The 25,911-nt window shown below is 58.9% G+C and carries 19 protein-coding genes; 11 read left to right on the forward strand and 8 right to left on the reverse strand.

The window, feature by feature from the left end:
• Positions 1 to 18: 18 nt before the first annotated feature.
• The 4 genes from pgm to H8F23_RS00105 form a co-directional block, all read right to left on the reverse strand.
• On the reverse strand, positions 19 to 1,662 hold the full coding sequence (gene pgm, locus H8F23_RS00090; RefSeq protein ID WP_194932974.1) for a phosphoglucomutase (alpha-D-glucose-1,6-bisphosphate-dependent): 1,644 nt from the start codon (positions 1,660 to 1,662) through the stop codon (positions 19 to 21).
• A gap of 105 nt (positions 1,663 to 1,767) precedes the next feature.
• A complete protein-coding gene (locus H8F23_RS00095) occupies positions 1,768 to 3,168 on the reverse strand; it encodes an aminotransferase-like domain-containing protein (RefSeq protein ID WP_194932975.1) in 1,401 nt (466 codons plus the stop codon).
• 49 nt (positions 3,169 to 3,217) lie between these two features.
• The gene (locus tag H8F23_RS00100; RefSeq protein WP_194932976.1) at positions 3,218 to 4,684 is read right to left on the reverse strand and encodes a hypothetical protein; all 1,467 of its coding nucleotides are present in this window, start codon (positions 4,682 to 4,684) and stop codon (positions 3,218 to 3,220) included.
• 553 nt (positions 4,685 to 5,237) lie between these two features.
• Positions 5,238 to 6,260 (reverse strand): zinc-dependent alcohol dehydrogenase family protein, encoded by a 1,023-nt coding sequence (locus H8F23_RS00105; protein ID WP_194932977.1) that lies wholly within the window; start codon positions 6,258 to 6,260, stop codon positions 5,238 to 5,240.
• Positions 6,261 to 6,530: 270 nt separating this feature from the next.
• Between H8F23_RS00105 and H8F23_RS00110 the strand changes: the two genes are divergently transcribed.
• The 8 genes from H8F23_RS00110 (at position 6,531) to H8F23_RS00145 (ending at position 17,384) form a co-directional block, all read left to right on the forward strand.
• Positions 6,531 to 7,445, forward strand: a complete 915-nt coding sequence (locus H8F23_RS00110; protein ID WP_093431295.1) for a LysR family transcriptional regulator — start codon at positions 6,531 to 6,533, stop codon at positions 7,443 to 7,445.
• Positions 7,446 to 7,515: 70 nt separating this feature from the next.
• On the forward strand, positions 7,516 to 8,013 hold the full coding sequence (locus tag H8F23_RS00115; protein ID WP_007914923.1) for a PAAR domain-containing protein: 498 nt from the start codon (positions 7,516 to 7,518) through the stop codon (positions 8,011 to 8,013).
• Between the two features lie 4 nt (positions 8,014 to 8,017).
• Positions 8,018 to 8,752 (forward strand): alpha/beta hydrolase, encoded by a 735-nt coding sequence (locus H8F23_RS00120; protein ID WP_194932978.1) that lies wholly within the window; start codon positions 8,018 to 8,020, stop codon positions 8,750 to 8,752.
• Positions 8,749 to 9,264 (forward strand): hypothetical protein, encoded by a 516-nt coding sequence (locus H8F23_RS00125; RefSeq protein ID WP_194932979.1) that lies wholly within the window; start codon positions 8,749 to 8,751, stop codon positions 9,262 to 9,264. The genes H8F23_RS00120 and H8F23_RS00125 overlap by 4 nt, the downstream gene beginning before the upstream one ends.
• Positions 9,265 to 9,505: 241 nt before the next feature.
• Positions 9,506 to 11,245, forward strand: coding sequence for a dipeptidase (locus H8F23_RS00130; protein WP_194932980.1), 1,740 nt, complete (start codon positions 9,506 to 9,508; stop codon positions 11,243 to 11,245).
• A gap of 272 nt (positions 11,246 to 11,517) precedes the next feature.
• Positions 11,518 to 12,771 carry a multidrug efflux RND transporter periplasmic adaptor subunit MexE gene (gene mexE / locus H8F23_RS00135; RefSeq protein WP_194932981.1) on the forward strand — a complete coding sequence of 418 codons (1,254 nt, stop codon included), beginning with the start codon at positions 11,518 to 11,520 and terminating at the stop codon, positions 12,769 to 12,771.
• 15 nt (positions 12,772 to 12,786) lie between these two features.
• Positions 12,787 to 15,966, forward strand: coding sequence for an efflux RND transporter permease subunit (locus H8F23_RS00140; protein ID WP_194932982.1), 3,180 nt, complete (start codon positions 12,787 to 12,789; stop codon positions 15,964 to 15,966).
• The gene (locus H8F23_RS00145; protein WP_194932983.1) at positions 15,963 to 17,384 is read left to right on the forward strand and encodes an efflux transporter outer membrane subunit; all 1,422 of its coding nucleotides are present in this window, start codon (positions 15,963 to 15,965) and stop codon (positions 17,382 to 17,384) included. Before H8F23_RS00140 ends, H8F23_RS00145 begins: the two co-directional genes overlap by 4 nt.
• 195 nt (positions 17,385 to 17,579) lie before the next feature.
• On the opposite strand, the gene H8F23_RS00150 is transcribed toward H8F23_RS00145, so the two are convergent.
• From H8F23_RS00150 to H8F23_RS00160, 3 genes are read right to left on the reverse strand one after another with little or no spacing between them, the layout of a single operon-like run.
• Entirely contained in the window at positions 17,580 to 18,545 is a 966-nt protein-coding gene (locus tag H8F23_RS00150; protein ID WP_194932984.1) for an HlyD family efflux transporter periplasmic adaptor subunit, read from the reverse strand.
• A 4-nt stretch (positions 18,546 to 18,549) separates the two neighbouring features.
• Entirely contained in the window at positions 18,550 to 18,750 is a 201-nt protein-coding gene (locus H8F23_RS00155; RefSeq protein WP_007914938.1) for a DUF1656 domain-containing protein, read from the reverse strand.
• Positions 18,740 to 20,875, reverse strand: coding sequence for an FUSC family protein (locus H8F23_RS00160; protein WP_194932985.1), 2,136 nt, complete (start codon positions 20,873 to 20,875; stop codon positions 18,740 to 18,742). Before H8F23_RS00160 ends, H8F23_RS00155 begins: the two co-directional genes overlap by 11 nt.
• 170 nt (positions 20,876 to 21,045) lie before the next feature.
• Between H8F23_RS00160 and H8F23_RS00165 the strand changes: the two genes are divergently transcribed.
• The 3 genes from H8F23_RS00165 (at position 21,046) to H8F23_RS00175 (ending at position 25,402) form a co-directional block, all read left to right on the forward strand.
• Positions 21,046 to 22,101: a tetratricopeptide repeat protein gene (locus H8F23_RS00165; protein ID WP_194932986.1), complete on the forward strand. Its 1,056-nt coding sequence runs from the start codon at positions 21,046 to 21,048 to the stop codon at positions 22,099 to 22,101.
• A gap of 131 nt (positions 22,102 to 22,232) precedes the next feature.
• On the forward strand, positions 22,233 to 23,735 hold the full coding sequence (locus H8F23_RS00170; RefSeq protein ID WP_093431272.1) for an ATPase domain-containing protein: 1,503 nt from the start codon (positions 22,233 to 22,235) through the stop codon (positions 23,733 to 23,735).
• Positions 23,732 to 25,402, forward strand: coding sequence for an ATP-binding protein (locus H8F23_RS00175; RefSeq protein ID WP_194932987.1), 1,671 nt, complete (start codon positions 23,732 to 23,734; stop codon positions 25,400 to 25,402). The genes H8F23_RS00170 and H8F23_RS00175 overlap by 4 nt, the downstream gene beginning before the upstream one ends.
• Before the next feature lie 104 nt (positions 25,403 to 25,506).
• On the opposite strand, the gene H8F23_RS00180 is transcribed toward H8F23_RS00175, so the two are convergent.
• Positions 25,507 to 25,884 (reverse strand): response regulator, encoded by a 378-nt coding sequence (locus H8F23_RS00180; protein ID WP_194932988.1) that lies wholly within the window; start codon positions 25,882 to 25,884, stop codon positions 25,507 to 25,509.
• Positions 25,885 to 25,911: the final 27 nt, after the last annotated feature.

The following is a 25,911-nucleotide window of genomic DNA, read 5'->3' on the forward strand; positions in this document are numbered from 1 at the left end:
ATGCGCTCGCCAACATCATCAGCCGGCGATTGCGCCATCCACCAGCGCCTGCGCTTCGACGACCAATTGCTTGAGGTGGTCGTCACCGATAAAGCTTTCGGCGTAGATCTTGTAGATGTCTTCAGTGCCCGATGGACGCGCGGCGAACCAGCCGTTTTCCGTCATCACTTTCAGACCGCCAATCGCCTGATCGTTGCCCGGTGCATGGCTGAGAATGCTCTGGATCTTCTCGCCAGCCAGTTCGGTCGAAGTGACCTGTGCAGGCGACAACTTGCTCAGCAACGCTTTCTGCTCCGGATTGGCCTTGGCGTCGACACGTACCGAGAACGGCTCGCCCAGCTCATCGGTCAAGGCCTTGTAGGCCTGGCTCGGATCGCGACCGGTGCGTGCGGTCATTTCAGCGGCGAGCAACGCAGGGATCAGACCGTCCTTGTCGGTGCTCCACACGCCACCGTCCTTGCGCAGGAACGATGCGCCCGCGCTCTCTTCGCCACCGAAGCCGAGCGAACCATCGAACAGGCCGTCGGCGAACCATTTGAAACCGACCGGAACTTCGTACAGACGACGCCCCAAGCGTTTGGCCACGCGATCGATCAGACCGCTGCTGACCACGGTTTTACCCACGCCGGCATCCGCACGCCACTGCGGGCGATTCTGGAACAGGTAATCGATCGAAACGGCCAGATAGTTGTTCGGCGCAAGCAGTCCACCGGACGGCGTGACGATACCGTGGCGGTCGTGATCCGGGTCGCAAGCGAAGGCCACGTCGAAACGTTCCTTGAGACCGATCAGGCCTTGCATCGCGTGGCTGGACGACGGGTCCATGCGAATCTGGCCATCCCAGTCGACGGTCATGAAACGGAACGTCGCGTCGACTTCTTTGTTCACCACTTGCAGATCGAGGCGGTAATGCTCGGCAATCGCCGACCAGTAGCGCACCCCTGCTCCACCCAGCGGATCAACGCCCAGATGCAGCTTGGCATCACGGATGGCGTCGAAGTCAATCACGTTGATCAGGTCGGCGACGTAGGTGTTCACGTAGTCGTGACGATGCGTGGTGCTGGCCTTGAGCGCCTGCTCGTAGCTGATGCGTTTCACACCGGCCAGCTTGTTGGCCAGCAATTCATTGGCTTTGGCTTCGATCCACTTGGTGATGTGGGTATCGGCCGGCCCGCCGTTGGTTGGGTTGTACTTGTACCCACCGCTTTGTGGCGGGTTGTGCGACGGCGTGATGACGATGCCGTCAGCCAGGCCCGAAGTACGGCCACGGTTGTAGCACAGAATGGCGTGGGAAATGGCGGGTGTCGGCGTGTACTCATCACCTTCGGCAATCATCACGGTCACACCGTTGGCGGCCAGGACTTCCAGCGCGCTGGCGCCGGCCGGAGTCGACAGTGCGTGGGTGTCGATGCCGACAAACAGCGGCCCGGTGATCCCTTGGGTTTCGCGGTACAGACAGATCGCCTGGCTGATGGCCAGAACGTGCCACTCATTGAAACTCAAGTCGAACGAGCTGCCCCGGTGCCCGGACGTACCGAACGCCACACGCTGAGTGGAAATCGAGGCGTCGGGCTGCCCAGTGTAGTAAGCCGTTACCAGTCGCGGGATATCGACCAACAATTCTGCCGGTGCCGGTTTGCCCGCAAAAGGACTGAGTGTCATGCAAAACCTCTGAAATAGAGTGGTTCAGGAATAGAGCGCAGTTTACTGGCAGTTTGACCGCAGTGCGATGGGATCTATCCGGGACTCTCCCGATGTTTTTTAACGTTAGTCAGCAGGTGCAAGGCGCAAGGCGTCACCGATTAGCCCGACCACACTGGCCAGGTCATGGTCACCATGGCTCAGCGGGCTCAACCGCAGATGGTGCGCATGCAGGCTTTGCAGGCTGAATAGCTCGCCAGGTGCAATAACGATCTGCTGTCTGAGCAATCGCTGGAAGACCTGCGCCATGTTCACTGGTCGCAGAGAATGTACCCACACGGTCGCGCCACCCTCGGGCTCGACAACCTGCATCGCATCGCCAAGACGCTCGCGCAACAATTCGATCAATTGCGTACGACGCTCCTTGAGCATTCGCCGCAGTACCAATAAATGCTGATCCAGTCGGCCTCCCCCCAACAACCTGGCAATGGCTTTCTGGCGAATCGGCGACAACCGAAACGCGCGCAACAGGAAATGCCGCTGCAACTCACTGCGCCAATGACGCGACAGCACATAACCGAAAGGTGCCTCGGCCCCGACGAACTTTTCGAACGTGGAAAACACCACTAAACGATCGGGGTCCAGCCAGTCGCGCATCCGTTGCGCGTCATTGCCTTCATGGAGTTCGCTGTAACAATCGTTCTCCAGCACCCAGGTACCATGACGCCCAAGCAAATGCGCGACTGCCTGCTGGTTGCTCAGCGGTAGAAGACTGCCCCGGGGCATGCTCAACACTGACGACAAAAGCATCAAACGCACCGTCTCGCTCTTGAGCACCGACTCCAGCCGCTGAAGATCAATCATGCCCCCGGGGAGCAACGGCAACTCGATGACCCGTACTTCGGCGGCCTCCAGCAGACGCAGGATCACCCAGTCACAGGGCGATTCGACGACCACGGTGGCCCGACGCAACTCAAGCACGGAAATCAGAATTTCCAATACACCGCGCAGGTCTGCGCCGATATAGACGTCATCCGCTCGCCAGTAATTGGCCGTGGATGAGGTGTAGCGGGCGGCCAGCACCGTGCGCAACTCCAGCTCTCCACAAGGTTGCACCAACGCATGTGGCTGACGCGGGTACTGACGCAGCAATTCCCGCTCCAACATCAATAACGGGCTGTCCAGTGGCTGTAGCGAGGCCGGCTCGTCGGCGCTCAGCACGCACATGCCCGGGCGCCTGGCATTGACGTAAACGGTTTCCAGCAAATCACTGCCGCTATCCGGCGAATCCATCATGTGCAGCGCTTGCGCGTAGTACCCGGACTTGGCAATTGAATAGACTCGACCTTCCTTTTCCAGCAGCGAGTAGGCGTACTGGACGGTCGAGATCGACACATTGAGCCGGTCAGACAATTGCCGGAGTGAGGGCAGGCGCACCGCCCCACCGCTCCCCGCCTCATCTATCAGCAGCGTCAGGTATCGATAAACCGCCTGATAAACGAAGTCATTCTCCCTCGACCCCTTCACAACCCCGTATCCGTGGGCATGGGTTCATCTCCAGGCAAGCTGCTCACGATCAACCTTCCGCCGATCGGTCAGCGGTCGGCTCGGCCGCCGCGTCAACCGCACCGACGCTCTGCGCGGCCGATTCTCCAGGCGCAGACATACGAACCGGCCCCATTGCATACAAGCGCACAATCCACCTGACCGGCAGCCCACTGACATCCGTCATCCATTTCATGACCTGTTCCGGCGCATGCAGGCCCTGCATCGCCCGGTGCAGATCCGGCAATGCCACCAACATGCCGGGGTGACAATTGCGCAAGAATCGCTCAAGTCCGGCCCCCGCATTAATGAACGGTGAAAACATCAGGCACGTCAGCTGGATTTCATTCAGCTCAAAACTGGCCAGCAGAGAGCTTTCCGCCTGGGCGCGCAGATTTCCGGGTTCCTGCAGATTGTCGAAGCTGGCCAGCAACTGTTCGCATACCGGTTCAGGGACCTGTTTTTGCCGCATCGTTATCAGGCTGCTTTTGAGGTAATCACCGACGCCGTCCTCATAGTTCCGCTCCTCGATGAGTTGCGCCTGCAAACCTCGCAAATGCGCAGCCACCTTAGGCTCTACGTGTTCGTCATCACCTTGATAAAACGTCAGATCGTCAACCTGAAACCCCAGAAAATCACTCAACAAAGGCCAGCGCTCTTCGAGTTTGCCGACAATCATGTCGTTGATACTGATAAAACTGGTACGCCGACAGGCCTCGAATTGACCCTCCGGACACCACGCCACCCGCTCCTCTTCGGGATAAAACTCACGGTAATAATCACCGCCCAGCCCGTCGAGCAGCGTAAACAGCATTTCAAAGCCGCAAGAACTGACCGGTGGCGCGGCAATCTCAGCCTTCTGCGCGGCACGCCCAAGCCCTTCGAGGAAGTGGCTCTGTCGACACGGGGACTCACTGCCGACCATGGCATCGACGCCATTGTTCCAGCGGGCCACCTGGCCATAGAACTCGGCAGTTGCCAGATAAGCGTCATCCCATAACTCAAGCGGTTCGTTCCAGCTTCGACGATGCCCGATCAGCAGCAGGTTGATACGGTTGGCCTCGCGACCGGCTTCGCTTATCGCTAGCTGGTGATCAAACGGCAATACCTCGCGGTGGTCGACCATCACCAGTTCTACCCGGGGATCGTCATACAGGAACAGTGCGCTGTAGCTGCGATGCATGTTTTGCAGGGACACCTGGCTGCTGCCGTTCCAGCGCAGGTTGGCCACCCGCAACTGAAAGGTCGCAGGTGAACGGCCAGCGATGGTCAACTGCGCCGCCCGCAGTAACGCCAGCGTGTAACAACTGTCGCGCGACCCTGACTGGTTCACCAGCACCTTGAAATGACCGATGTTCTCCATGCCGCCGGCGGCCACTGCCAGTCGCTGGATCAGCAGCTGCAGCGCCGTGCGTTCTGCGCGCGAGAAGAAACTCAGCAAACGTTGCAATACTTGCTGGTAGACATAGTTCATTGCCTGATCATGGATCGTGCTCATCGGTATTTACCCGGTATAAAAAGTTTCATGCCGCGCATGACTGACACATCAGCCCAGCGACAATTGATCAATAAGTAATAGACGCTCAGATGCTAACACTTACAAGTTTGAAGTTATTTGAAACACTTGAACTGACAAAGCGCCTTCCGCCGCTCAAAAACGGTCTCAAACCTCTGTAATCACTGGGGTATTTTTTTTGGAACGCAGTCCTAGGAAATTTCCCACAGGGTCCCACGCCAAGTGAGCACAAGAAAAAGAGAAGCAGTTTCCGAATAGCCCTACAACAATTAAACAGAAGTTGCCGCGATCAACGGTTTTCGACGCGTTATATCGAACAGGACAAATTGAATGCACAGACATGGCTCATTCCTTGAGATGAAAGTAATCATTCAATTATCAGGGCTTATATTGTGATTAGAAGATACAGATAGAGAGCAAAAACCAGTTCAGTTACTGAACGGACCCGGGCATAGCGCCAGGGAGCTCGGTTTTTCAGGGAGGGGAAGGTAAACGCACAAGAGTCCGTGGGGCCACGGACTCTGATTAAAGGGGCTTACGCCGATTCGACCTGCAGGGCGACCCGTTCGCGGCATGGGCATTCGTCCATGTAACGATGTGCTTCGACGAACTCGTTGAACGGAAATACACGCGTCTTGAGCGGCAGCAGCACGCGGTCAGCGGTCAACTGGTTGATGTCACGCAAGGCACGTTGCAAGGCGACGTGATCCTGAGTGATGCCCAATTCCGGCTTGCCGGTGAAGTTGCCGATGCAGTGCACAAAGAACTGGATGTTCTTCTGGAACGCTGCGCAGGCCGGGAACGGCGTCTGGTTGCCGCCTTGCAAACCGTACAACACCAGGCTGCCACGTGGCGCCAGCACATCGCCCAGCAGCGACATCTGCGGGCCGCCGAGACCGTCGAACACCACGTCGACACCACGGTTGTCGGTGATCTTGTTGATTCGCATCAACAGATCTTCCTCTTCGGTGACGATGACCTTCTCAGCGCCCAGCGACAGCAAGTACTCGCGCTCCTCGGCCTCCTTGGTCGCGGCAATCACCCGCACGCCCATCGCCTTGCCCAACTGGACAAACGAAGGACCGGCGCAATGGCTGGCGTCAGTGACCAGCGCGAACTGCCCCGGCTTGACCCGCGCCAGATCGGCGTAGGCAAAGTAGGCGATCAGCAGCGGCGTGTAGTGCACGCTGGCTTCGATCGGACTGAGTACATCCGGATAACGGGTCAGCGCGGTACGCGGAAGTACGATCGATTCGCCGTAGACCGGGTAGTCGTTCGCACTCTCAGCCGGAAAGCTGGCGACCTTGTCACCCACTGCCAGATCATCGACACCGTCGCCGACAGCGGTGATCACACCGGCCATCTCGTGACCAAGACCCGCAGGCAGTCGCGCCTGAGACGAGGCCAGATTCTGACGCCAAAGGGTGTCATACCAGCTGATGCCGATCGCTTCGACACGCACCTGCACTTCGCCAGGACCTGGCTGAGCGGCCGCATGCTCTTCGCATTTGAGCACCTCGGCCGGACCAAACTTGTGAAAACGGATCGTGCGGGACATCGCAAACCTCGTCAAAGTAACCTCTAATGCCCTGAACTCTATCTGGGCTTTTGACCCAAGACTATCAGTGGCTATTAATAGTCGACATGCCTGTCATTGATTCCGCACCAGGGGCGGCATTGGCAAAATCCATGAAAAAACTGCTGCCAACGTCTCACTCAAGCTGAATTTTCCGGTGCAGAGTACCAGCCTTTCCCCGTAAGATTCATGCCGGCCATTGTTCTCATATGGCCGCTCTCGTCAAGCTTGATGACTCTGCCAGGACTCCAGATGAATCGTAATGACCTGCGTCGTGTCGACCTGAACCTGTTGATCGTATTCGAAACATTGATGCACGAACGCAGTGTGACCCGGGCGGCAGAAAAGCTCTTTCTCGGTCAGCCAGCAATCAGTGCGGCCCTTTCGCGCCTGCGCAGCCTGTTCGATGACCCGCTATTTGTACGCACCGGGCGCAGCATGGAACCGTCCGCCCGCGCGGTGGAAATCTTCGCCCTGCTCTCGCCGGCCCTCGATTCGATTTCGACCGCCGTCAGCCGTGCGGCCGAATTCGACCCGGCGACCAGCACCTCGGTATTTCGCATTGGCCTGTCCGACGACGTCGAATTCGCCCTGCTGCCGATGCTGCTCAAGCGCCTGCGCGCGGAAGCACCGGGAATCGTGCTGGTGATCCGTCGCGTCAATTACATATTGATGCCGGGCCTGCTGGCCTCCGGCGAGATATCCATTGGCGTCAGCTACACCACAGACCTGCCGGCCAATGCCAAGCGCAAAGTCCTGCGCCGCAGCGCGCCAAAATTGCTGCGCGCCGATACCGTGCCGGGGCCGTTGAGCCTGGATGACTATTGCGCGCGTCCGCATGCGCTGGTGTCGTTTGCTGGCGATCTCAGTGGCTTTATTGATGAAGAGCTGGAGAAACTGGGGCGCAAGCGCCATGTGGTGCTGGCCGTGCCGCAGTTCAACGGGTTGAGTACGTTGCTGGCGGGCACTGACATCGTGGCGACCGTGCCGGATTACACGGCGGACGCGTTGACGGCGGCTGGTGGGGTTCGGGCGGAAGATCCGCCGTTGCCGACACGTACGTTTGAACTGCACATGGCTTGGCGTGGATCGCAGGATAATGATCCGGGTGAGCGGTGGTTGCGGTCGCGGATTCAGATGTTTTTTGGCGATCCAGATAGCCTGTGAATCCGCGCTGGCTGTTCTGAATATTATTGATCACGGCTGCCCGATCTGACCTCTTGAAACGGAACTTCGCATGAGCGGAAAACCTGCTGCACGCCTCACGGACCCCACTAGCTGCCCTCTTCCGGGACATGGCACGAATCCCATTGCCAGTGGCTCGCCCAATGTGAACTTTGACGGGCTTGCTGCCGCCCGGATGACCGACAAATCCGCTTGTGGCAGTCCGATCACGGGAGGCGTCAGCTCGACCGTTTTCATCAATGGTTTGAATGCAGCGACGATCGACAGCACGGGCGGACACGGCAACATCGTTGTGGGCGGTTCCGGAACAGTCATCATCGGCGACACCTTCGTCTCGGCACCTTTCAGCGGTCTGCTGCCGATGCCGGTGCACTTCAGCGACAAGATCAAATTGATCGACGAAAGCACCGGTGAGCCCATGCCTAATCATGCCTACGCGATTCAGCGCGCGGACGGCAGTTTCGAGTACGGCACCAGTGATTCGCTGGGGTTCACGCACGTCGTGAGTTCACACGTGGCAGAAACCTTCAAACTATTTCTGGAAGATTGAAAACATGCCGGCAGAGCAAATCCAGCTTCCCAATGGAAATACCGCGAGTCTGGCCGTCACGCCGACGTTAACACTCGTGAAGGATCAGTCGGTAAAGACCGCTCCCGTTCCCGTAAAGAAGGCGATCGTTTTTTTCATCGGCGGGGCTGCCGACCAAGAGAAATACTATTTTCAAGGCGCGTTCCACAATATCGACGACGCAAAAAAACAGCTCGACGGCAAAATTGCGGGCAGCGCCAAGCTGCCGGCGAAATACACGGGGTTCCCTAAAAGTTATAAGGATGCAAGGGGGGCCGGCGATATCCAGACTCACTTCATCGACAACATTCCCAGCAAATCCTGTCCGGTTTACATCGTCGGCCACAGCCTTGGCGGATGGAACGGCGCACATCTGTCACAGATCCTTTCCGAAGCCGGTTACACCATCAAATATCTGGTGACACTCGATCCAGTGGGTGAAGGATTCCTGGTATGGCTGGGTTCCGACATCTATTTTTCGGAGCCAACGCCTGTCGCTGAAACATGGATCAACATCCGGGCCAACGCCAGTACACCTGACCAATCTGACGGTGTCGCAGAATTCGGGGAGCGTTGGATGATCGAGTCTGGTCCGACCATCAACAAGACCATTGATAGGCACCATGCATCTGCTGACTGGATGTTTATAGAACCTGTGCAAGGGACGAAGTCCGCCTGCGATCTGATTTTTGACTCAATCAACGGTATTTTCGGCCAATGAACAGCTTCCGCGCGGTCATATACCTGGGCGTTCTACTCTGCTCCGGCTGCGTAAAAACGGCCAGCATTCCCCCCGCCGACCTCACGCTATCGTCGTTTGAGCTCGGCCCCGCCAATCTGTTCACGGCCCACTTCAACTCCACTGTGGATTTGCAGAACGCTTTCAATGATTACGAAAACTCCAACCAGCTCAACCCTACCCTGATCTGCTCCCTCAATCGCGACATGGAGTTCTCATCCGAGCATTCAATCGCGGTAAAAGCCGAAGGGCGAGTGAACGCAAGCGGTCAAGCCAGGCCCAATTACAAGTTTTCCTCCGACCTGATCTTCTACTACACCAATCCGGATGGTACGCAACGCGACTTGAATGACTACGACGCCATCAAACCGTTGCTGACGTCGCAAACTTCGATCCCGTGCAAAGTTCGCATAACCGCCTATGGATATGAGGCCTATTACACAAATACGTTATTCATCCCCTCCAGGACCATGATTGAACAGATCTTCAGATAGCCGCGCTTTGCTGAACCTGGCGCTAGGATTTGGAGAAGCGCTGATCGTCAGGTGAGCACCCACAAAAAGCCCGGAAACCTTCTCCGGGCTTTTTCATTTGTGCGCCTCTTTTGCATTTTTGTGCGACACATCCCCTTTCAGGACTCCCGCAAGGCTCTGGCACGGTGTTAGCTTGTAAGCGTATGTGTCTCAACCTTGAGGCACGCCTAACTCACTGCCCTGCAAAGGAATGCCCTTCGTAATGAATGTCCCTTTCAAAAAACTGGCTGCCACCACGTTGATGCTGGCCGGCCTTGCCGTGTTCACGGCGCCCGCGCAAGCCAATATCACCCCGCAGCAAAGCGCTGAAATTCTCAAGACTTACAGTGCAGACAAAGCCACAGACTTCCGTCAGTTCCTCGGCAGCCTGAGCAAAAGTGATCTGGCCAAGACCGCCGACATCAGTCCGGCCATTGGCGCTTACCTGGATAACAAGACTTTAAACGCCGATCAGCAGAACGAAATCTATCGTCTGCTGGGTCTCTACACGCGAGCGAAATACAGCGCTGCCGCCACTGAAACCCTGCGCGAACTGGTGGAAATCCCGACCTTTCGCAAGGACGGCGTTGAGCAGCACGACAACCCGGAATTCATCAAGATCGCCGCGAAGATCAAAAGTCTCGCCGAGTCGTTCAATCTGAAATTCCGCAACATCGACAACCGCGTCTACGAGATTTCCCTCGATGGCAGTGGCGATGAAGTGGTTGGTATTCACGCGCATGCCGACGTGGTGCCGGTGACGCCGGAAAACTGGGTGCTCAAGGATGGCACCCGCCTCGACCCGTTCAAGATCACCCTGATCGGCGATCGCATGTACGGTCGCGGCACCGAGGATGACAAGAACGGTATCGTCGTCACGCTGTATGCCATGAAAGTCATCAAGGAAGAAAAACTGCCGCTGGTGCGCAACTTCAAGTTGCTGGTCGACACCACCGAAGAAACCACGGGCGACGCGATCCCTTACTACTTCGAACGCAACCCGACGCCGAACTACAACCTGGCGCTGGACGGCGGCTACCCGGTGGTGATTGCCGAGAAAGGTTACGGCACCGTCATGGCCAGCTTTGCCAAGCGCAAAGGTGAAGGCAAAGGCGCGGAAATCATCTCGATGACCGGTGGCTTGGCAACCAACCAGATTCCGTCGGCGTCGGTCGCCACCCTGGTAACCGACAAGCCTGCGGAACTGGCCGCCAGTCTGCAAAAGGCCGGTGACGAGTTTGCCAAACGCAATGGCGGCGATTTCCAGGTGAGCGCCAAGGTCGACGGCAAAGACGTCAAACTCACCGTGACTGGCGTATCTGCGCACTCCTCCGAGCCCGAATCCGGGGTAAACCCGGTCGCGCGGATGCTGGTCTTTATCAATAGCCTTGATGGCAAAGTCGCGTTCAAGCACAACCACATCACCGATGCCGCACGTTACGCTGCCGACAATTGGGGTCTGGATTACCTGGGCAACAAGTTGAATGTCGGTTTCTCCGATGCCTTCATGGGGCCGCTGACGACCTCGCTGACCTACGTCGGCATGGACGAAAAAGCTTTCAAACTCGCAGTCAACCTGCGCGTTCCGAAAGGTAAGTCGCCGGAGAAGCTCAAAGCTGAAATCGCTGAGAAACTGGCGGCCTGGAGCAAAAAGAGCCATGTAGCCGTTGCCTTCGACTATTCGATCGCCGAGCCGATGTATCGTAACCCTGAAGGTGAATGGGTCAAGGCGCTGCTGGCGGTATCGACTGAAAATCTGGGCATGAAACACGAGTTCGGCACTTCCGCTGGCGCCACCTCGGTGCATGAATTGCCGAATGGCGTGCAATTCGGTCTGGCCATGCCGGATGTGAAATACACCGGTCACACTGATGGCGAGTTCAAGACTGTGGAGCAATTCCAGCTGGATCTGCAGATCGTGACGGAAATGATCGGACGCATCGGCCAGTTGCCGAAACTCTGACCGCATTGTCGAACCCGCCGCCATGGCGGGTTCGGCATTTTTAATCCGCGCATAATCCCCGCCGCGCAGCTTCTCTCCTGACTTTTGCAGGTCAGGCAACAGAGAATTGCCACCAAGTAGATTGATAGCCACCTAACGAAAGGTGCATGCTAGAGGGCTCGTTCGGGTCTTATATCATTCCGAATGATAGTTACCTTTGCTTCATTCGATTCGTGCCATCACACCCCGCCGAGCATCATCCGCCCATCTTCAATACATTGGCGGATGCATCCATGGAACAGTCACTCAAACATTTGCGCTTCCCGTTGGCCATGTTGGCCGTACTGGTGATGAGCGCCTGCGGCAAGACTCCGGAGACTGCCGCCACCATGCCCGCTGCGAAAGTCAGCGTGGCCAAGGTGCTAGAACAACCGGTCAACGAGTGGGACGAATTCACCGGGCGCCTCGAAGCGCCGGAAACCGTTGAAATCCGTCCACGGGTCTCCGGCCAGATTGATGACGTCGCTTTCACTGAAGGTGCACTGGTCAAGAAAGGCGACCTGCTGTTCCAGATCGATCCGCGTCCATTCCAGGCTGAGGTACGCCGCCTCGAAGCCCTGGTCGCTCAATCCCGCGCCAACGCCACCCGCAGTGAAAACGAAGCCGGTCGTGGTGAACGCCTGCGTGCCAGCAACGCCATTTCCGCCGAACTGGCCGACTCGCGCACCAGCGCCGCTCAAGAAGCCCGCGCCGCCGTAGGTGCCCTGCAAGCGCAACTGGATCTGGCCAAACTGAACCTCAGCTTCACCCGTGTCACCGCGCCGATCAGTGGCCGCGTCAGCCGTGCCGAGATCACCGCCGGTAACCTGGTGACCGCCGACACCACGCCGCTGACCAGTGTGGTTTCCACCGACCGTGTTTATGCCTACTTCGACGCCGACGAGCGTGTGTTCCTCAAATACACCCAACTCGCCCGTAACGGTCAGCGCGGCGCGACCACCCCGGTGTACATGGGCCTGTCCAACGAAGACGGCAACCCGCACCTCGGTCAGATGAACTTCGTCGATAACCAGGTCAACCCGAAAACCGGCACCATCCGTGGTCGCGCGGTGTTCGACAACAGCGATGGCACCTACACCCCGGGCCTGTACGCACGCCTGAAACTGGTCGGCAGCGGCACCTACAACGCCATGCTGATCAACGATGAAGCGGTCGGCACTGACCTGGGCAAGAAGTTCGTACTGGTGATGGATGCGGACAACAAAACCGCGTACCGCGCCGTCGAACTGGGTCCGAAGATCGAAGGCCTGCGCATCGTCCGTACCGGCCTGAACAAGGGCGACACGATCATCGTCAAGGGTCTGCAACGGGTTCGTCCTGGCTCCCCGGTTACCCCTGAAGTGGTGCCGATGGCCAGCGAACAGACCATCGCGGCACTCGCTCAACAACGTCAAGCGCTGGAAGCCAGCAACCTGCCCAAAGTCGCTCCTGCCAAAGGCGCGTCTGGTTCGGTTGTGAAGCTGGCCGCTACGACCCCACGCGGTTAAGGGACGACAACTCCGATGAATTTTTCCCAATTCTTCATTTCACGGCCGATCTTCGCAGCGGTGCTGTCGCTGTTGATCCTGATCGCCGGTGCAATCTCGCTGTTCCAGCTACCGATCAGCGAATACCCGGAAGTCGTGCCACCCACCGTGGTGGTACGTGCCAACTTCCCGGGCGCCAACCCTAAAGTCATCGGTGAAACCGTGGCCGCTCCGCTGGAGCAGGCCATCACCGGCGTAGAGAACATGCTCTACATGTCCTCGCAGTCGACCGCCGACGGCAAGATCACCCTGACCATTACCTTCGCCCTGGGCACTGACCTGGACAATGCGCAGGTGCAGGTGCAAAACCGGGTGACCCGCACCGAGCCGAAGCTTCCCGAGGAAGTGACGCGCATCGGTATCACCGTCGACAAAGCGTCGCCCGACCTGACCATGGTTGTGCACTTGACCTCCCCGGACAAGCGCTACGACATGCTCTACCTGTCCAACTACGCAATCCTCAACATCAAGGATGAGCTCGCTCGTCTGAACGGTGTCGGCGACGTGCAGTTGTTCGGAATGGGCGACTACTCGCTGCGTGTCTGGCTTGACCCGAACAAGACCGCTTCGCGCAATCTGACGGCGACTGATGTGGTCACGGCAATTCGTGAACAGAACCGTCAAGTCGCGGCCGGCCAATTGGGCGCGCCCCCTGCCCCGAATGCCCAGAGCTTCCAGCTGTCGGTCAACACTCAGGGCCGACTGGTCAGCGAGGAAGAGTTCGAGAACATCATTATTCGCGCAGGCGACAATGGTGAGATCACTCGTCTCAAAGACATCGCTCGCGTTGAACTCGGTTCCAGTCAATACGCGCTGCGTTCGTTGCTGGACAACCAACCGGCAGTGGCCATTCCGATCTTCCAGCGCCCAGGCTCCAATGCCATCGACATCTCGAACGAAGTTCGCGGCAAGATGGACGAGCTGAAGAAAAACTTCCCGCAAGGCATGGATTACAGCATCGTCTATGACCCGACGATCTTCGTACGAGGCTCGATCGAGGCGGTCGTTCACACCCTCTTCGAAGCACTGATTCTCGTGGTGCTGGTGGTGATCCTGTTCCTGCAAACCTGGCGTGCCTCGATCATTCCGCTGGTGGCAGTGCCGGTGTCGTTGATCGGTACGTTTGCGGTGATGCACCTGTTCGGCTTCTCGCTCAACGCTTTGTCGCTGTTCGGCCTGGTACTGGCGATCGGTATCGTGGTGGACGACGCCATCGTGGTGGTGGAGAACGTCGAGCGCAATATCGAGCTCGGATTGAATCCGGTCGAAGCCACCAAGCGCGCCATGCGTGAAGTGACCGGCCCGATCGTGGCCACGGCTCTGGTGCTGTGTGCGGTGTTCATTCCGGCGGCCTTCATCTCCGGCCTCACCGGGCAGTTCTACAAGCAGTTCGCACTGACCATTGCCATCTCGACCGTGATCTCGGCGTTCAACTCGCTGACCCTGTCGCCAGCACTGGCCGCTGTGTTGCTGAAAAGCCATGACGCACCGAAAGACCGCTTCTCCAAAGTGCTCGACAAGATCTTCGGTGGCTGGTTGTTCCGTCCGTTCAACCGTTTCTTCGACCGTGCCAGCCATGGTTATGTCGGCACCGTGCGCCGGGTTATCCGGAGCAGCGGCATCGCCCTGCTGTTGTACGCAGGCCTGATGGTGCTGACTTTCTTCGGTTTCTCCAGCACGCCGACCGGCTTCGTACCGGGCCAGGACAAGCAATACCTGGTGGCTTTCGCGCAATTGCCGGACGCTTCGAGCCTGGATCGCACTGAAGACGTGATCAAGCGCATGTCCGACCTGGCGCTGAAACAGCCAGGCGTGGAAAGCGCCGTAGCGTTCCCGGGCCTGTCGATCAACGGCTTCACCAACAGCCCGAACGCCGGCATCGTCTTCGTGACCCTGAAGCCGTTCGACGAGCGTAAAGACCCGAGCATGTCCGCCGGTGCGATTGCCGGGGCCTTGAACGGCCAGTACGCGAACATTCAAGAGGCGTACATGGCGATCTTCCCGCCACCGCCGGTACAAGGCCTGGGCACCATTGGTGGTTTCCGCCTGCAAATCGAAGACCGGGGCAACCTGGGCTACGACGAGCTGTACAAAGAGACCATGAACATCATCAACAAAAGCCACAGCGTGCCGGAACTGGCCGGGCTGTTCACCAGCTACACCGTGAACGTGCCACAGGTTGATGCCGCCATCGACCGTGAAAAAGCCAAGACTCACGGCGTGGCCGTCAGCGACATCTTCGACACCCTGCAGATCTACCTGGGTTCGCTGTATGCCAACGACTTCAACCGCTTCGGGCGCACCTATCAGGTCAACGTTCAGGCCGAGCAGCAGTTCCGCCTCGAATCCGATCAGATCGGTCAGCTGAAAGTACGTAACAACAAAGGCGAAATGATCCCGCTGGCGACCTTCATCAAGGTCAGCGACACCTCGGGTCCGGATCGCGTGATGCACTACAACGGCTTCATCACTGCAGAAATCAACGGCGCGGCTGCCCCGGGCTACAGCTCCGGCCAGGCCGAGAAAGCCATCGAGAAACTGCTGAAGGATGAACTGCCAAACGGCATGACCTACGAGTGGACCGACCTGACTTACCAGCAGATCCTGTCCGGCAACACCGCGCTGTTCGTGTTCCCGCTCTGCGTACTGCTGGCGTTCCTGGTGCTCGCCGCTCAATACGAAAGCTGGAGCCTGCCACTGGCGGTGATCCTGATCGTGCCGATGACCCTGCTGTCGGCCATCACCGGCGTGATCATCTCGGGCGGTGACAACAACATCTTCACCCAGATCGGCTTGATCGTACTGGTGGGACTTGCCTGTAAGAACGCGATTCTGATCGTCGAGTTCGCCAAGGACAAACAGGAAGAAGGCCTCGATCCGCTCGCGGCGGTACTCGAAGCCTGCCGTCTGCGTCTGCGGCCGATCCTGATGACCTCCTTCGCGTTCATCATGGGTGTGGTGCCACTGGTGTTCTCCAGCGGTGCAGGTGCCGAGATGCGTCACGCCATGGGTGTGGCGGTGTTCTCCGGCATGCTCGGGGTGACCTTCTTCGGTCTGTTGCTGACGCCAGTGTTCTACGTACTGATCCGTAACTTCGTTGAACGCAGTGAGGCCCGCAAAGCGGCCAAGGCCATGAAACTGGAGGCGCAACAATGAGTCTGAAAGTCTTCCTGCCGAGTCTGCTGGTGCTGGCCCTCAGTGCCTGCGCCGTCGGCCCCGACTACAAGACCCCAGCCACGGAGGCAGCCAATATCACGGCCGCCACCGACGGCGCCGCCGGGCAAAAGAACTTCGACCGTTCTAAATTCGAAGGCATCTGGTGGCAGCAATTCGACGATCCGACCCTCAACCAGTTGGTGACCCAATCGCTGCAAGGCAACCGTGAACTGCGCGTGGCGTTCGCGCGCTGGAAAGCCGCCCGGGCGATCCGCGACGACGCCAGCAACGATGCAATGCCGACCATCACCAGCCGCGCCAGCAGTGATCTGGCCAAGGGTCAAATTCCCGGCCAGACCACTGACCGGGTCAATAGCGAACGCTATGACCTCGGTCTGGACATGGCCTGGGAACTCGACCTGTTTGGTCGCATCCAGCGCAATCTGGAAGCCAGCGACGCCGACCAGCAAGCCGCCGAAGCCGATCTGTACCAACTGCAAGTCACCATGATTGCCGAACTGGTAGACGCTTATGGTCAACTGCGTGGTGCGCAACTGCGCGAAAAGATCGCCGTGGCCAACCTGAAAAACCAAGAAGAGTCGCGCAAGATCACCATCAGCCTGCGAGACGCCGGTGTCGGTGATCAGCTCGATGTCGAGCGCGCCGATGCGCGTCTGGCCAACGTTGAAGCCACTGTGCCGCAATTGCAGGCGGAACAGGTTCGGCAGAAAAACCGTATCGCCACCCTGCTCGGTGAGCGTCCGGACAAGCTGACCGTCGATCTGAGTCCAAAAGACTTGCCAGCGATTGCCAAAGCATTGCCGATCGGTGACCCGGGCGAACTGCTGCAGCGTCGTCCGGACATTCTCAGCGCCGAACGCAATCTGGCTTCGGCCACGGCGCGTATCGGCGTGGCGAAAGCCGATCTGTTTCCACGGGTCAGCCTCAGCGGCTTCCTCGGCTGGACAGCCGGGCGTGGTTCGCAAATCGGTTCCTCGGCGGCCAACGCCTGGGCACTTGGCCCGAGCATCACATGGGCCGCGTTCGATCTAGGCAGCGTGCGTGCCCGTTTGCGCGGCGCCGATGCGGATGCCGAAGGCGCACTGGCGACTTACGAGCAACAAGTGCTGCTGGCCCTGGAAGAGTCGGAAAACGCTTTCAGCGATTACGGCAAACGCCAGCAACGCCTGATCTCGTTGATCCGTCAGAGTGAATCAAGCCGCAAGGCTGCTGACCTGGCTGAAATCCGCTATCGCGAGGGCACCACGGACTTCCTCGTGCTGCTCGACGCTCAGCGTGAACGTCTGAACGCCGAAGACAGCCAGGCCCAGGCCGAAGTCGACCTGTATCGCGGCATCGTCGCGATCTACAAGGCCCTTGGCGGCGGCTGGCAACCGGAGACTGTCGCCAGCAAGTAATCGATTGTTAAAGAGCTCCTTTGGTTGGCCGCAACCAACCAATTTTTTTGCCCCGCGTATCATTCGGTCGCGGGGCTTTTTTTATTTTTGATCAATGAAATCTTGTGGCAGCGAGCCTGCTCGCGAATGCGGTGTGTCAGGCGACCCCATCGGGGCTGATCCATTGCTTTCGCGAGCAGGCTCACTCCCACAGGGTTAACGGTGTTCTTCAGATTGGGTGTTTTCCAGCACGGTGACGGTCGCTGTGGTACCTGCACGCAGGCGATTTTTGCCGGCGTAGTCGCCATCGATCTCGATCCGCACCGGCACCCGCTGCGCGAGTTTCACCCAGGTGTAACTTGGATTGATGTTGGCCAGCAGCCGGCTGCCCGGTGCGTTTTCCCGGTCGGCAATGGCGAAGGCAATGCTTTGCACCGTGCCGCCGAACGTCTCCCCGCTCATCAATTGCACGCGTACCCGATCGCCCTCGCCGATTCGTGGCAGCTTGGTTTCTTCGAAATAACCACTGATGTAGAACGAGTCACTGTCGACCAGCGCCAACAAAGCACCGCCGCTCACCGCATAGTCACCCTCACGGGTCAGGAGGTTGGTCACGTAACCGCTGACTGGGGACTCGACGCGGGTGCGCTGCAAATCCAGTTCGGCCTGGGTCAGTGCGGCAATCGCCAACTGCACGTTCGCCTCTGCAAGGCCGAGATTGGCTTGATTACGCAGCAGATCCGCCTGGGCCACCGCCACATCGGTGCTGGACTTCTCCCACTCCTCCCCGGAAATCGCAAAACCCTGCTTGAGCGTACGCCGCCGACGTTCTTCGCTTTGCCGCTGTTTGAGCAAGGCTTCACTGGCAACAATGGCCGCTTGCGACTGCCCCAGCGTTGCCTTCGCCACTTCCACCGAACGTCGCGAGTGCTCTACCGCCAGGCGGTAGCGCGCCGGGTCGATCTCCATCAACAGCTGCCCCTTCTGCACATGCTGGTTGTCCTGCACCGCCAGACTGACAATACGCCCCGACACATCCGCCGACAGCGTCACCACGTCTGCCCTGACCCGGGCATCGCGAGTCCATGGCGCGCGCGTGTAATGTTCCCAGGCAAACCAGCCGAGTACGATCGCCAGCAACACCACCGCCAATGTAATCAATCGCGTGAATAGCACTTTCAAGGCATCAGGCTCCCATCAGCAAAATCAGCGTGGCACACACACAGGCATACAAGGCGCCCTCGAACAGCGCCTCATGCCAGACCAGACGCAACACGCCCAGACGCCGCAATCCCCAGTCCAGCAGCATGAATATCGGGATGGCCAACAATAGCGCCTGAGCGATGGGCGGCAGATAGACACCGCCAATCTCGAAATCAATGGGCAAGGGCGGCTTCTCCTTCCGGAACAGAATGCTGGATGGCGTCACCATGGCGCTGCAGGAATGACACCACGATCAGCAGGGCCACGCGCATACGAAACAGCGACCACACATGCTCATGGCTGGCGACATGCAATTCATCCAGCTCGTCGCCCAATGTGTGCAGGGTGGCCAGCAATGGCGCCAGTTGAAGGTCCTGCCGCCCGGCGACAAAGCGCCCGGTCTTGCGCACGGCCGAAGCCAGACGCTGATTGAAAGCGTCCGTCAGCAATGCATTGTTGTGTGCCTGCTGCCGCAATTGATGCATCGCTACACCCAGAGCTACGCAAGCCAGGCTGATTTCATACAGTTGCTGCATGGGCCGGCTGTTCACCGCCGGCAGCAGGCCGAGCATGCTGGTCAGGCGATCGACCATGCGGCTTTCAAAGGCAAACTGTTGCTCATCGGTCGCGGGGGCTTTGGTCAGCGCATACACCTGCTCGCGCGCTTCGTTATACAAACGGCGAAGGCGCCACGCCGGACGAAACGGGAAAATCCACGCGTAAACGATCAGGGCAAGCATGGCCGCACTGACGTAGGCGCCGGCAAATTCGAACCATTGAATCGCCGTGTTCTGCCCGGTACCAACATTCTGCGGACCGAGCATCAGGAAACTCGACAACCCCAGCCCCATGCCGATCCCCGCTGTCGCCGGGCTGGCCAGACCGATTGCGATCACATACAGCAGCGGCGCCAGCAGCATTGCCAGCAGCTCGAAATCACTGATCGCCGGCACCAGCATGAATTGGTAGAGCGCCGAAACCACCAGCGCCAGCCCCAGGCCACGGGCGTAACTCTGCGCGGCCATCAGCGGGCGCGGGAACGTTGCCATCAGCGAGCAGAGGATTCCCACCAGAATCATCCCGCCTCGCGCGCCGTCCCACGCGGTTTCGATCCAGATCAATCCGGCGACCAGCAGCGCGGTGAACGCACGGATCGCATTCATCGACGCCAGGGTGAAATCCAGATGCAGAGGGCTGACCTGACCGCGATAAAGACAGCTGGCCTCACGCCCTTCCTGAATCGCATCGCTCAGCTCAAGGACTTGCTCCAGTTGCTGCAACAGCCGCGCCTGTTCCCAGCGCAGCGCCCAGGCCAGCGAGCGCAAGGTGGCGCTCATGTTTTCAGTCAACTGCTCGGCCTGATACGCCAACGCCTCGAACTGTTGTTGCAGCTTGACGAAGTGCTGGCGTGCGGGTTCGGGCAACGCTCGCCCCTGCTCCGCCAACTGGTCGAGCAGCGCCAGTTCTTCGGCGCGCAAGCGCTGGATGTCCACCGGCAGATCGCCTTCCCAGCGTTCGGTAAGCAGTTCGCGCTGATGACGTAATGCGGTCAACCGAGAGGTCAGCAGCATCAGTTGGTTGCCCAACAGCAGCACCAGATGGCTGGCGCTGCGCAAGCGCGGCGCATCGAAATACAAGTGCCGCCGCAGGCCTTCAAGGGCGCTGATCTCGCCGAGCAGTTGCATTTGCCGGCGCTGGAACTCCGCTTCGCTTTCTTCCGTACGAAGCACGGCGGCGGCATGGCTGGCGGCCAGTTTGATCACCTGATCGACTTTGGCGAAATACCCCTTGGCCACCGCTTGTGGGCGCGCCGTCAGCAGACTGACCACACATACACACGCCACGGCCAGCAAGGTTTCCGTGACGCGGGTTACCGCCAACAGAAACGTGCCGTCCTGGTCGGGAATTGCCAATAGCGCCACGACCACAGCGGTGTAACCACTGAGTACAAACGCTTGCGAGCTGGTGTAGCGCAGCAACGTGCCGCCGGCCGTGCACAGCGCCAGCCACAGGGCCAGGGTGGTAATGAATGGCAGCGGGGCCTGGGGAAAGATCGCCATGATCACTACTGCCACCGCTGCCCCAAGCGTCGTGCCGATCACCTGGCCGAAACTGCGTGCCAGCGCCATCCCGGCCAAGGGCTGGCTGACAATGACCACCGCCATGATCGACCACTTGGGCTGATCGAGATCGAACAGAAACGCCAGATACAGCGTCAGCAACCCCGCCGCAATGGTTCGCAGGGCAAACAGCAGGACGGCCTGACCAGGGTGAATCACGGCCTTGAAGTAATTGAACAGGGCTTGCATGGGCACACTCATCGAAGCGACTTCTGCAAGCGTAGACACTGCAACGAAAGCCTGACGGGTAACTGAGTCGACGCAGTTTGTAGGGCGATTCGCATGCAAGAGTTTGACTCATGGCCGAAGCTGACCGAAGCTTGCCGCTCTGCTCAAGAACGCCTGTTTCGGAAACCTGCATGCCTCAGTCTCGCCGCTACTTGCTTATCAGCCTGGGCCTTGTGCTTGTCGTCATTGTCGCGTGGTTGTCCGTGCGCAGCACCGTGCCGGTCATACCTGATGCGATCAAACACGGCTATAGCGAGGCGTTGGATGCCGCGCGCAAGGGGCAACCGGGCGCGGCGCGTCAGTTGTATCAACAACTGGGCCGTCCGGACATTTCGGTCAAGCGCCGCGTGTGGCTGCATGGCGAGCTGCCTAACTACCCGAGTCCACAGGCGTTGAAGCTGGCCGACACAGACCTGCAAAACGAATCCCCCGCCGTGCGGCTGGCGGCGATCAAAAGCGTGGTCGGACTGGTGCCGGGCGGGCAACGAAGCCTGTTGCTCGGGCCAATGCTCGAGGATGAGGATCAAACTGTTCGCTTCGCCGCGATCAACGCCCTGCTCGGTTTGACCCCGGATGAGCTGGGGCTGTATTTCGCGCCGCTGCAACAAGCGATCGACGGTTGGGAGCAAACGCTCAAGGCACTGCCGGAAAGCGCTGCCAACTACGCCCAACTGGCCCGACTGCATCTGCACAACGCCGAACTCAAGGAGGCACAGGTTGCGCTTGAGAATACCCTGCGCATGGATCCCGGCAATCTGCAGGCGCTGGTGATGCAGATTGATGTCCTCGATCGCCAGGGCCAAACCGATGCCGCCCGCCAATTGCTGGGCCAGCAACTCAAGGCACAACCAGACTCGGCTTATCTGCAACACGCCTTGGGCCTTTGGCTGTTGCACCACGATCAGCGCGAATACGCCCTGCTCGGTTTGTCCAAAGCCGTGGAGCTTGAGCCGGACAACAAGGATTATCGCTACGACCTCGCCACCACCCTGCACAGCGCCGAAGAACTGGAAGCGGCGCAGAAGCAGCTGCAGGAAATCGTCCAGCGCCACCCCGCCGACCGCAAGGCGCGGGTCTTGCTGATCAATTACTGGAAGGAAAGCGGACAACTGCAGAATGTGCAGATCCTGCTGGCGCAACTGGAGCAGCTGAACCCGGATGATCCTGCGTTACAGCAAGGTCTCTGAAGTACTTTTGACCGCTCGTTGGACACATCCGGCAAGGAATTTCGGAACTGCCATCACGCCACAGGGTCAAGTTAATCAGGCCGCTCAATTAGTTGGCGGCCTCGCTTCCCTTAGTCATGAGAGGGCATTTTTTGTCTACTTCTAACGAGTTGATCAGTGCGAAAGCCGCTACCGGCATTGTGGGTCTGGATGACATCCTGGCCGGTGGTTTGTCTCGCGGTCATGTTTTTTTGCTGGAGGGCGAACCCGGAACCGGCAAAACCACGGTCGCTTTGCATTTTCTCCTGGCCGGCGCGAAAGCCGGCGAACGCTCGTTGTACATCACGCTCTCGGAAACCGAGCGCGAACTGAGGCAAGGGGCGTCGTCCCACGGCTGGACGCTGGATGACAACATCAAGATCTTCGAGCTGACGCCCCCGGAAAGCCTGCTCAATGCTGAACACCAACAGAGCCTGCTGTATTCCTCCGACCTGGAACTGGGCGAAGCCACCAAGCAGATTTTCGAAGCGGTCGAACGCTTCAAACCCACGCGTGTGGTGCTCGACAGCCTGTCGGAGATTCGTTTGCTGGCACAAAGCTCTTTGCGTTATCGCCGACAGATTCTGGCCATCAAGCATTACTTTGTGCGCTACAACGCCACGGTCCTGCTGCTTGACGACCTGACCACCGAATCCCTAGACAAAACCGTGCACAGTGTGGCCCACGGGGTGATCCGCCTCGAAGAGCTGACGCCTAACTACGGCGCCGAGCGGCGACGCGTGCGAGTGGTCAAGTACCGAGGCCAGAAATATCGCGGCGGTTTCCACGACTTCACCATCATGGGCGACGGCGTGCACGTGTTCCCGCGTCTGGTGGCGGCTGAACACCGTGGCGACTATGCGCGTTTGCAACTGTCCAGTGGCATCCCGGAAATGGACGCCCTGCTCGGAGGCGGCATCGAGACCGGCTCCAGCACGCTGATTCTCGGCCCTGCCGGTACTGGTAAATCGCTGATCTCGATGATCTTCGCCGCCGCTGCCGTGCTCCGTGGCGAGAAAGCCGCGCTGTTTATCTTCGATGAAGAACTGGGCCTGCTGTTTGAGCGCATGAAAAACATCGGCATCGACCTCAAGGCCCTGCAGGCGACCGGCAATCTGTTGATCGAACAGGTCGACGCCGCCGAACTGTCACCGGGCGAGTTCTCCCACCGCGTGCGGCGCTGCGTCGATGAAGGTCAAATCAAAACCGTGGTTATCGACAGCATCAACGGCTATCAGGCGGCAATGCCGGAAGAAAACGCGCTGGTGCTGCACATGCACGAACTGTTGCTGTACCTGAACCGCAAAGGCGCGGCGACGTTCATGACGGTTGCCCAGCATGGTCTGGTCGGCGACATGCAAGCGCCGGTCGACATTACTTATCTGGCTGACACGGTGATTCTGTTGCGCTACTTCGAAGCACTGGGCAAAGTCCGCCGCGCGATCTCGATCATCAAGAAACGCACCGGCAGCCACGAATCGACCATTCGTGAATACCGCATTTCCACGCAAGGCATGACCATCGGCGAACCGCTGGAAGCCTTTCAGGGTGTACTGCGCGGTGTCCCGACCTACCTCGGCGCGAGTAACCCGTTATTGCAGGAAGAGCGCTTGTGACGGTCCAGGTTCCGCTGGCCGAACGGGCGCTGATTCTCGCGCCTGTGGGTCGCGACAGCCAGATTGCGCAGATGATCCTCAACGAGGCGGGTTACGGTGGAGTCGTCACTCCGAGTCTGAGTTCGTTGTGTACGGAACTGGAAATCGGTGCCGGTCTGTTGCTGGTCGCCGCTGAAGCGTTGCGCGGGCCGGAACTGGAAGCGCTGTTCCTGTATCTGGAAGAGCAACCTGCCTGGTCGGATCTGCCGATTGTGCTGTTGACCCATCACGGCGGCCAGGAACAGGGCCCCTCCTCGCGCCTCAGCGATCTGCTGGGTAACGTGACGTTCCTTGAGCGACCGTTTCATCCGGCGACGCTGGTCAGTATGGTTTCCGCCGCATTGCGCGGCCGCCGACGACAATATGAAGCCCGCGACCGGCTGATCGATCTGAGTGAGAGCGAACGGCGCCTGCAATCGACCCTGGAAACCCTTGAGCAACAGGTCGAAGAGCGCACCGCACAACTGCGCCACAACGAAGAAGCGCTGCGCCAATCGCAGAAAATGGAAGCGGTCGGCCAACTCACCGGTGGTATCGCCCACGACTTCAACAACATGCTCACTGGCATCATCGGCAGTCTTGAGTTGTTGCGTCGACGTCTGGCCCGTGGTCGCACCGATGACCTCGACAGCCTGATCGATCTGGGCGTGACTTCGGCCAACCGTGCCGCCGGTCTGACCCATCGCCTGTTGGCGTTTTCCCGTCGGCAGTCGCTCGATTCAAAAGCCGTGCAGATGAACACCCTGGTGCAGTCCATGGGCGAGTTGCTGCAACGCAGCCTCAACGAAAGCATTCAGCTGGACATGCGCCTCAACGACAATCTGTGGGTTGCGGAGGCGGATCCCAATCAACTGGAAAGCGCCCTGCTCAACCTGGTGATCAATGCCCGCGACGCGATGCCCGACGGCGGCAAACTGGTGGTCGAGACCAGCAACCAGGTGCTCAAGCGCCAATTCACCGAGGCCTACAACAACCTCGAACCCGGTGATTACGTGATGCTCAGCGTCACCGACAACGGCAGTGGCATGCCACAAAGTGTCATCAACCGTGCGTTCGACCCTTTTTTCACCACCAAGCCGATCGGCCAGGGCACGGGACTGGGCCTGTCGATGATCTACGGTTTCAGCAAGCAGTCACGCGGCCATGTCTCGATCGACAGCGAGATCGATGAAGGCACCACAGTGAGACTGTACTTGCCGCGCTTTCGCGGCGAAGAACTGGCCAGCCCCGTCCCCGATATTCCGCAATTGCCGGATGCGCTTGACGGCGAAACCGTGCTGATTGTCGAGGACGACCCGGCCGTGCGCGTGCTGGTTTGCGCAGTGCTCGGTGAGTTGGGTTATGCCTTTGTCGAGGCTTGGGATGCTGACAGCGCGGTGCCTATTCTGAACTCGACGCAGCGCATCGATCTGCTGATCAGTGATGTCGGTCTGCCGGGCATGAACGGTCGGCAACTGGCGGAGGTTGGTCGACAATATCGGCCAGGTCTGAAGGTCCTGTTTATCACCGGATACGCCGAGCACGCAGCGGTGCGTGGCGGGTTCCTCGATTCGGGGATGCAGATGATCACCAAACCGTTCACGTTTGACCTGCTGACCGCCAAGGTGCGGGAGATGATCAAGAGCTGAAAACGCTGAACGCTGAAACTTTAGGAGCTGCCGCAGGCTGCGATCTTTTGATGTTGATGATCAAGATCAAAAGATCGCAGCCTGCGGCAGCTCCTACACAGATATCAGGCAAGCAATTCCTGAATCTTTTCCTGCAAGACATCCAGGTCGAACGGCTTTTCCAGGATCGGTGCCTTGCGCGTGATCGGGCTGCCGGTTTCGCGGATTTCCTGCGGATAACCGCTGATGAAAATCACCTTCAGGTCCGGGCGCAATTTGACCGCCGGCTCGGCGATCTGCACACCGGAAATACCGCCGGGCAAACGGAAATCGGTGATCAACATGTCCAGATGTGGCTTGCTCGCAAGAATCTCGAACGCCTGCTCGCCGTTTTCGGCCTGTAACACGCGATACCCCTCCCCTGACAGGTAAGCCGTCAGGACCATCAAGATAACCGGTTCGTCCTCGACGACGAGTACTACATCTTGTGCATCTGAGCTCATGGGAAGCCTTTGTTCGGTCAATAGCTG

Source organism: Pseudomonas neuropathica (genome assembly GCF_015461835.1).
In the GTDB taxonomy this organism is placed as follows: Bacteria; Pseudomonadota; Gammaproteobacteria; order Pseudomonadales; family Pseudomonadaceae; genus Aquipseudomonas; species Aquipseudomonas neuropathica.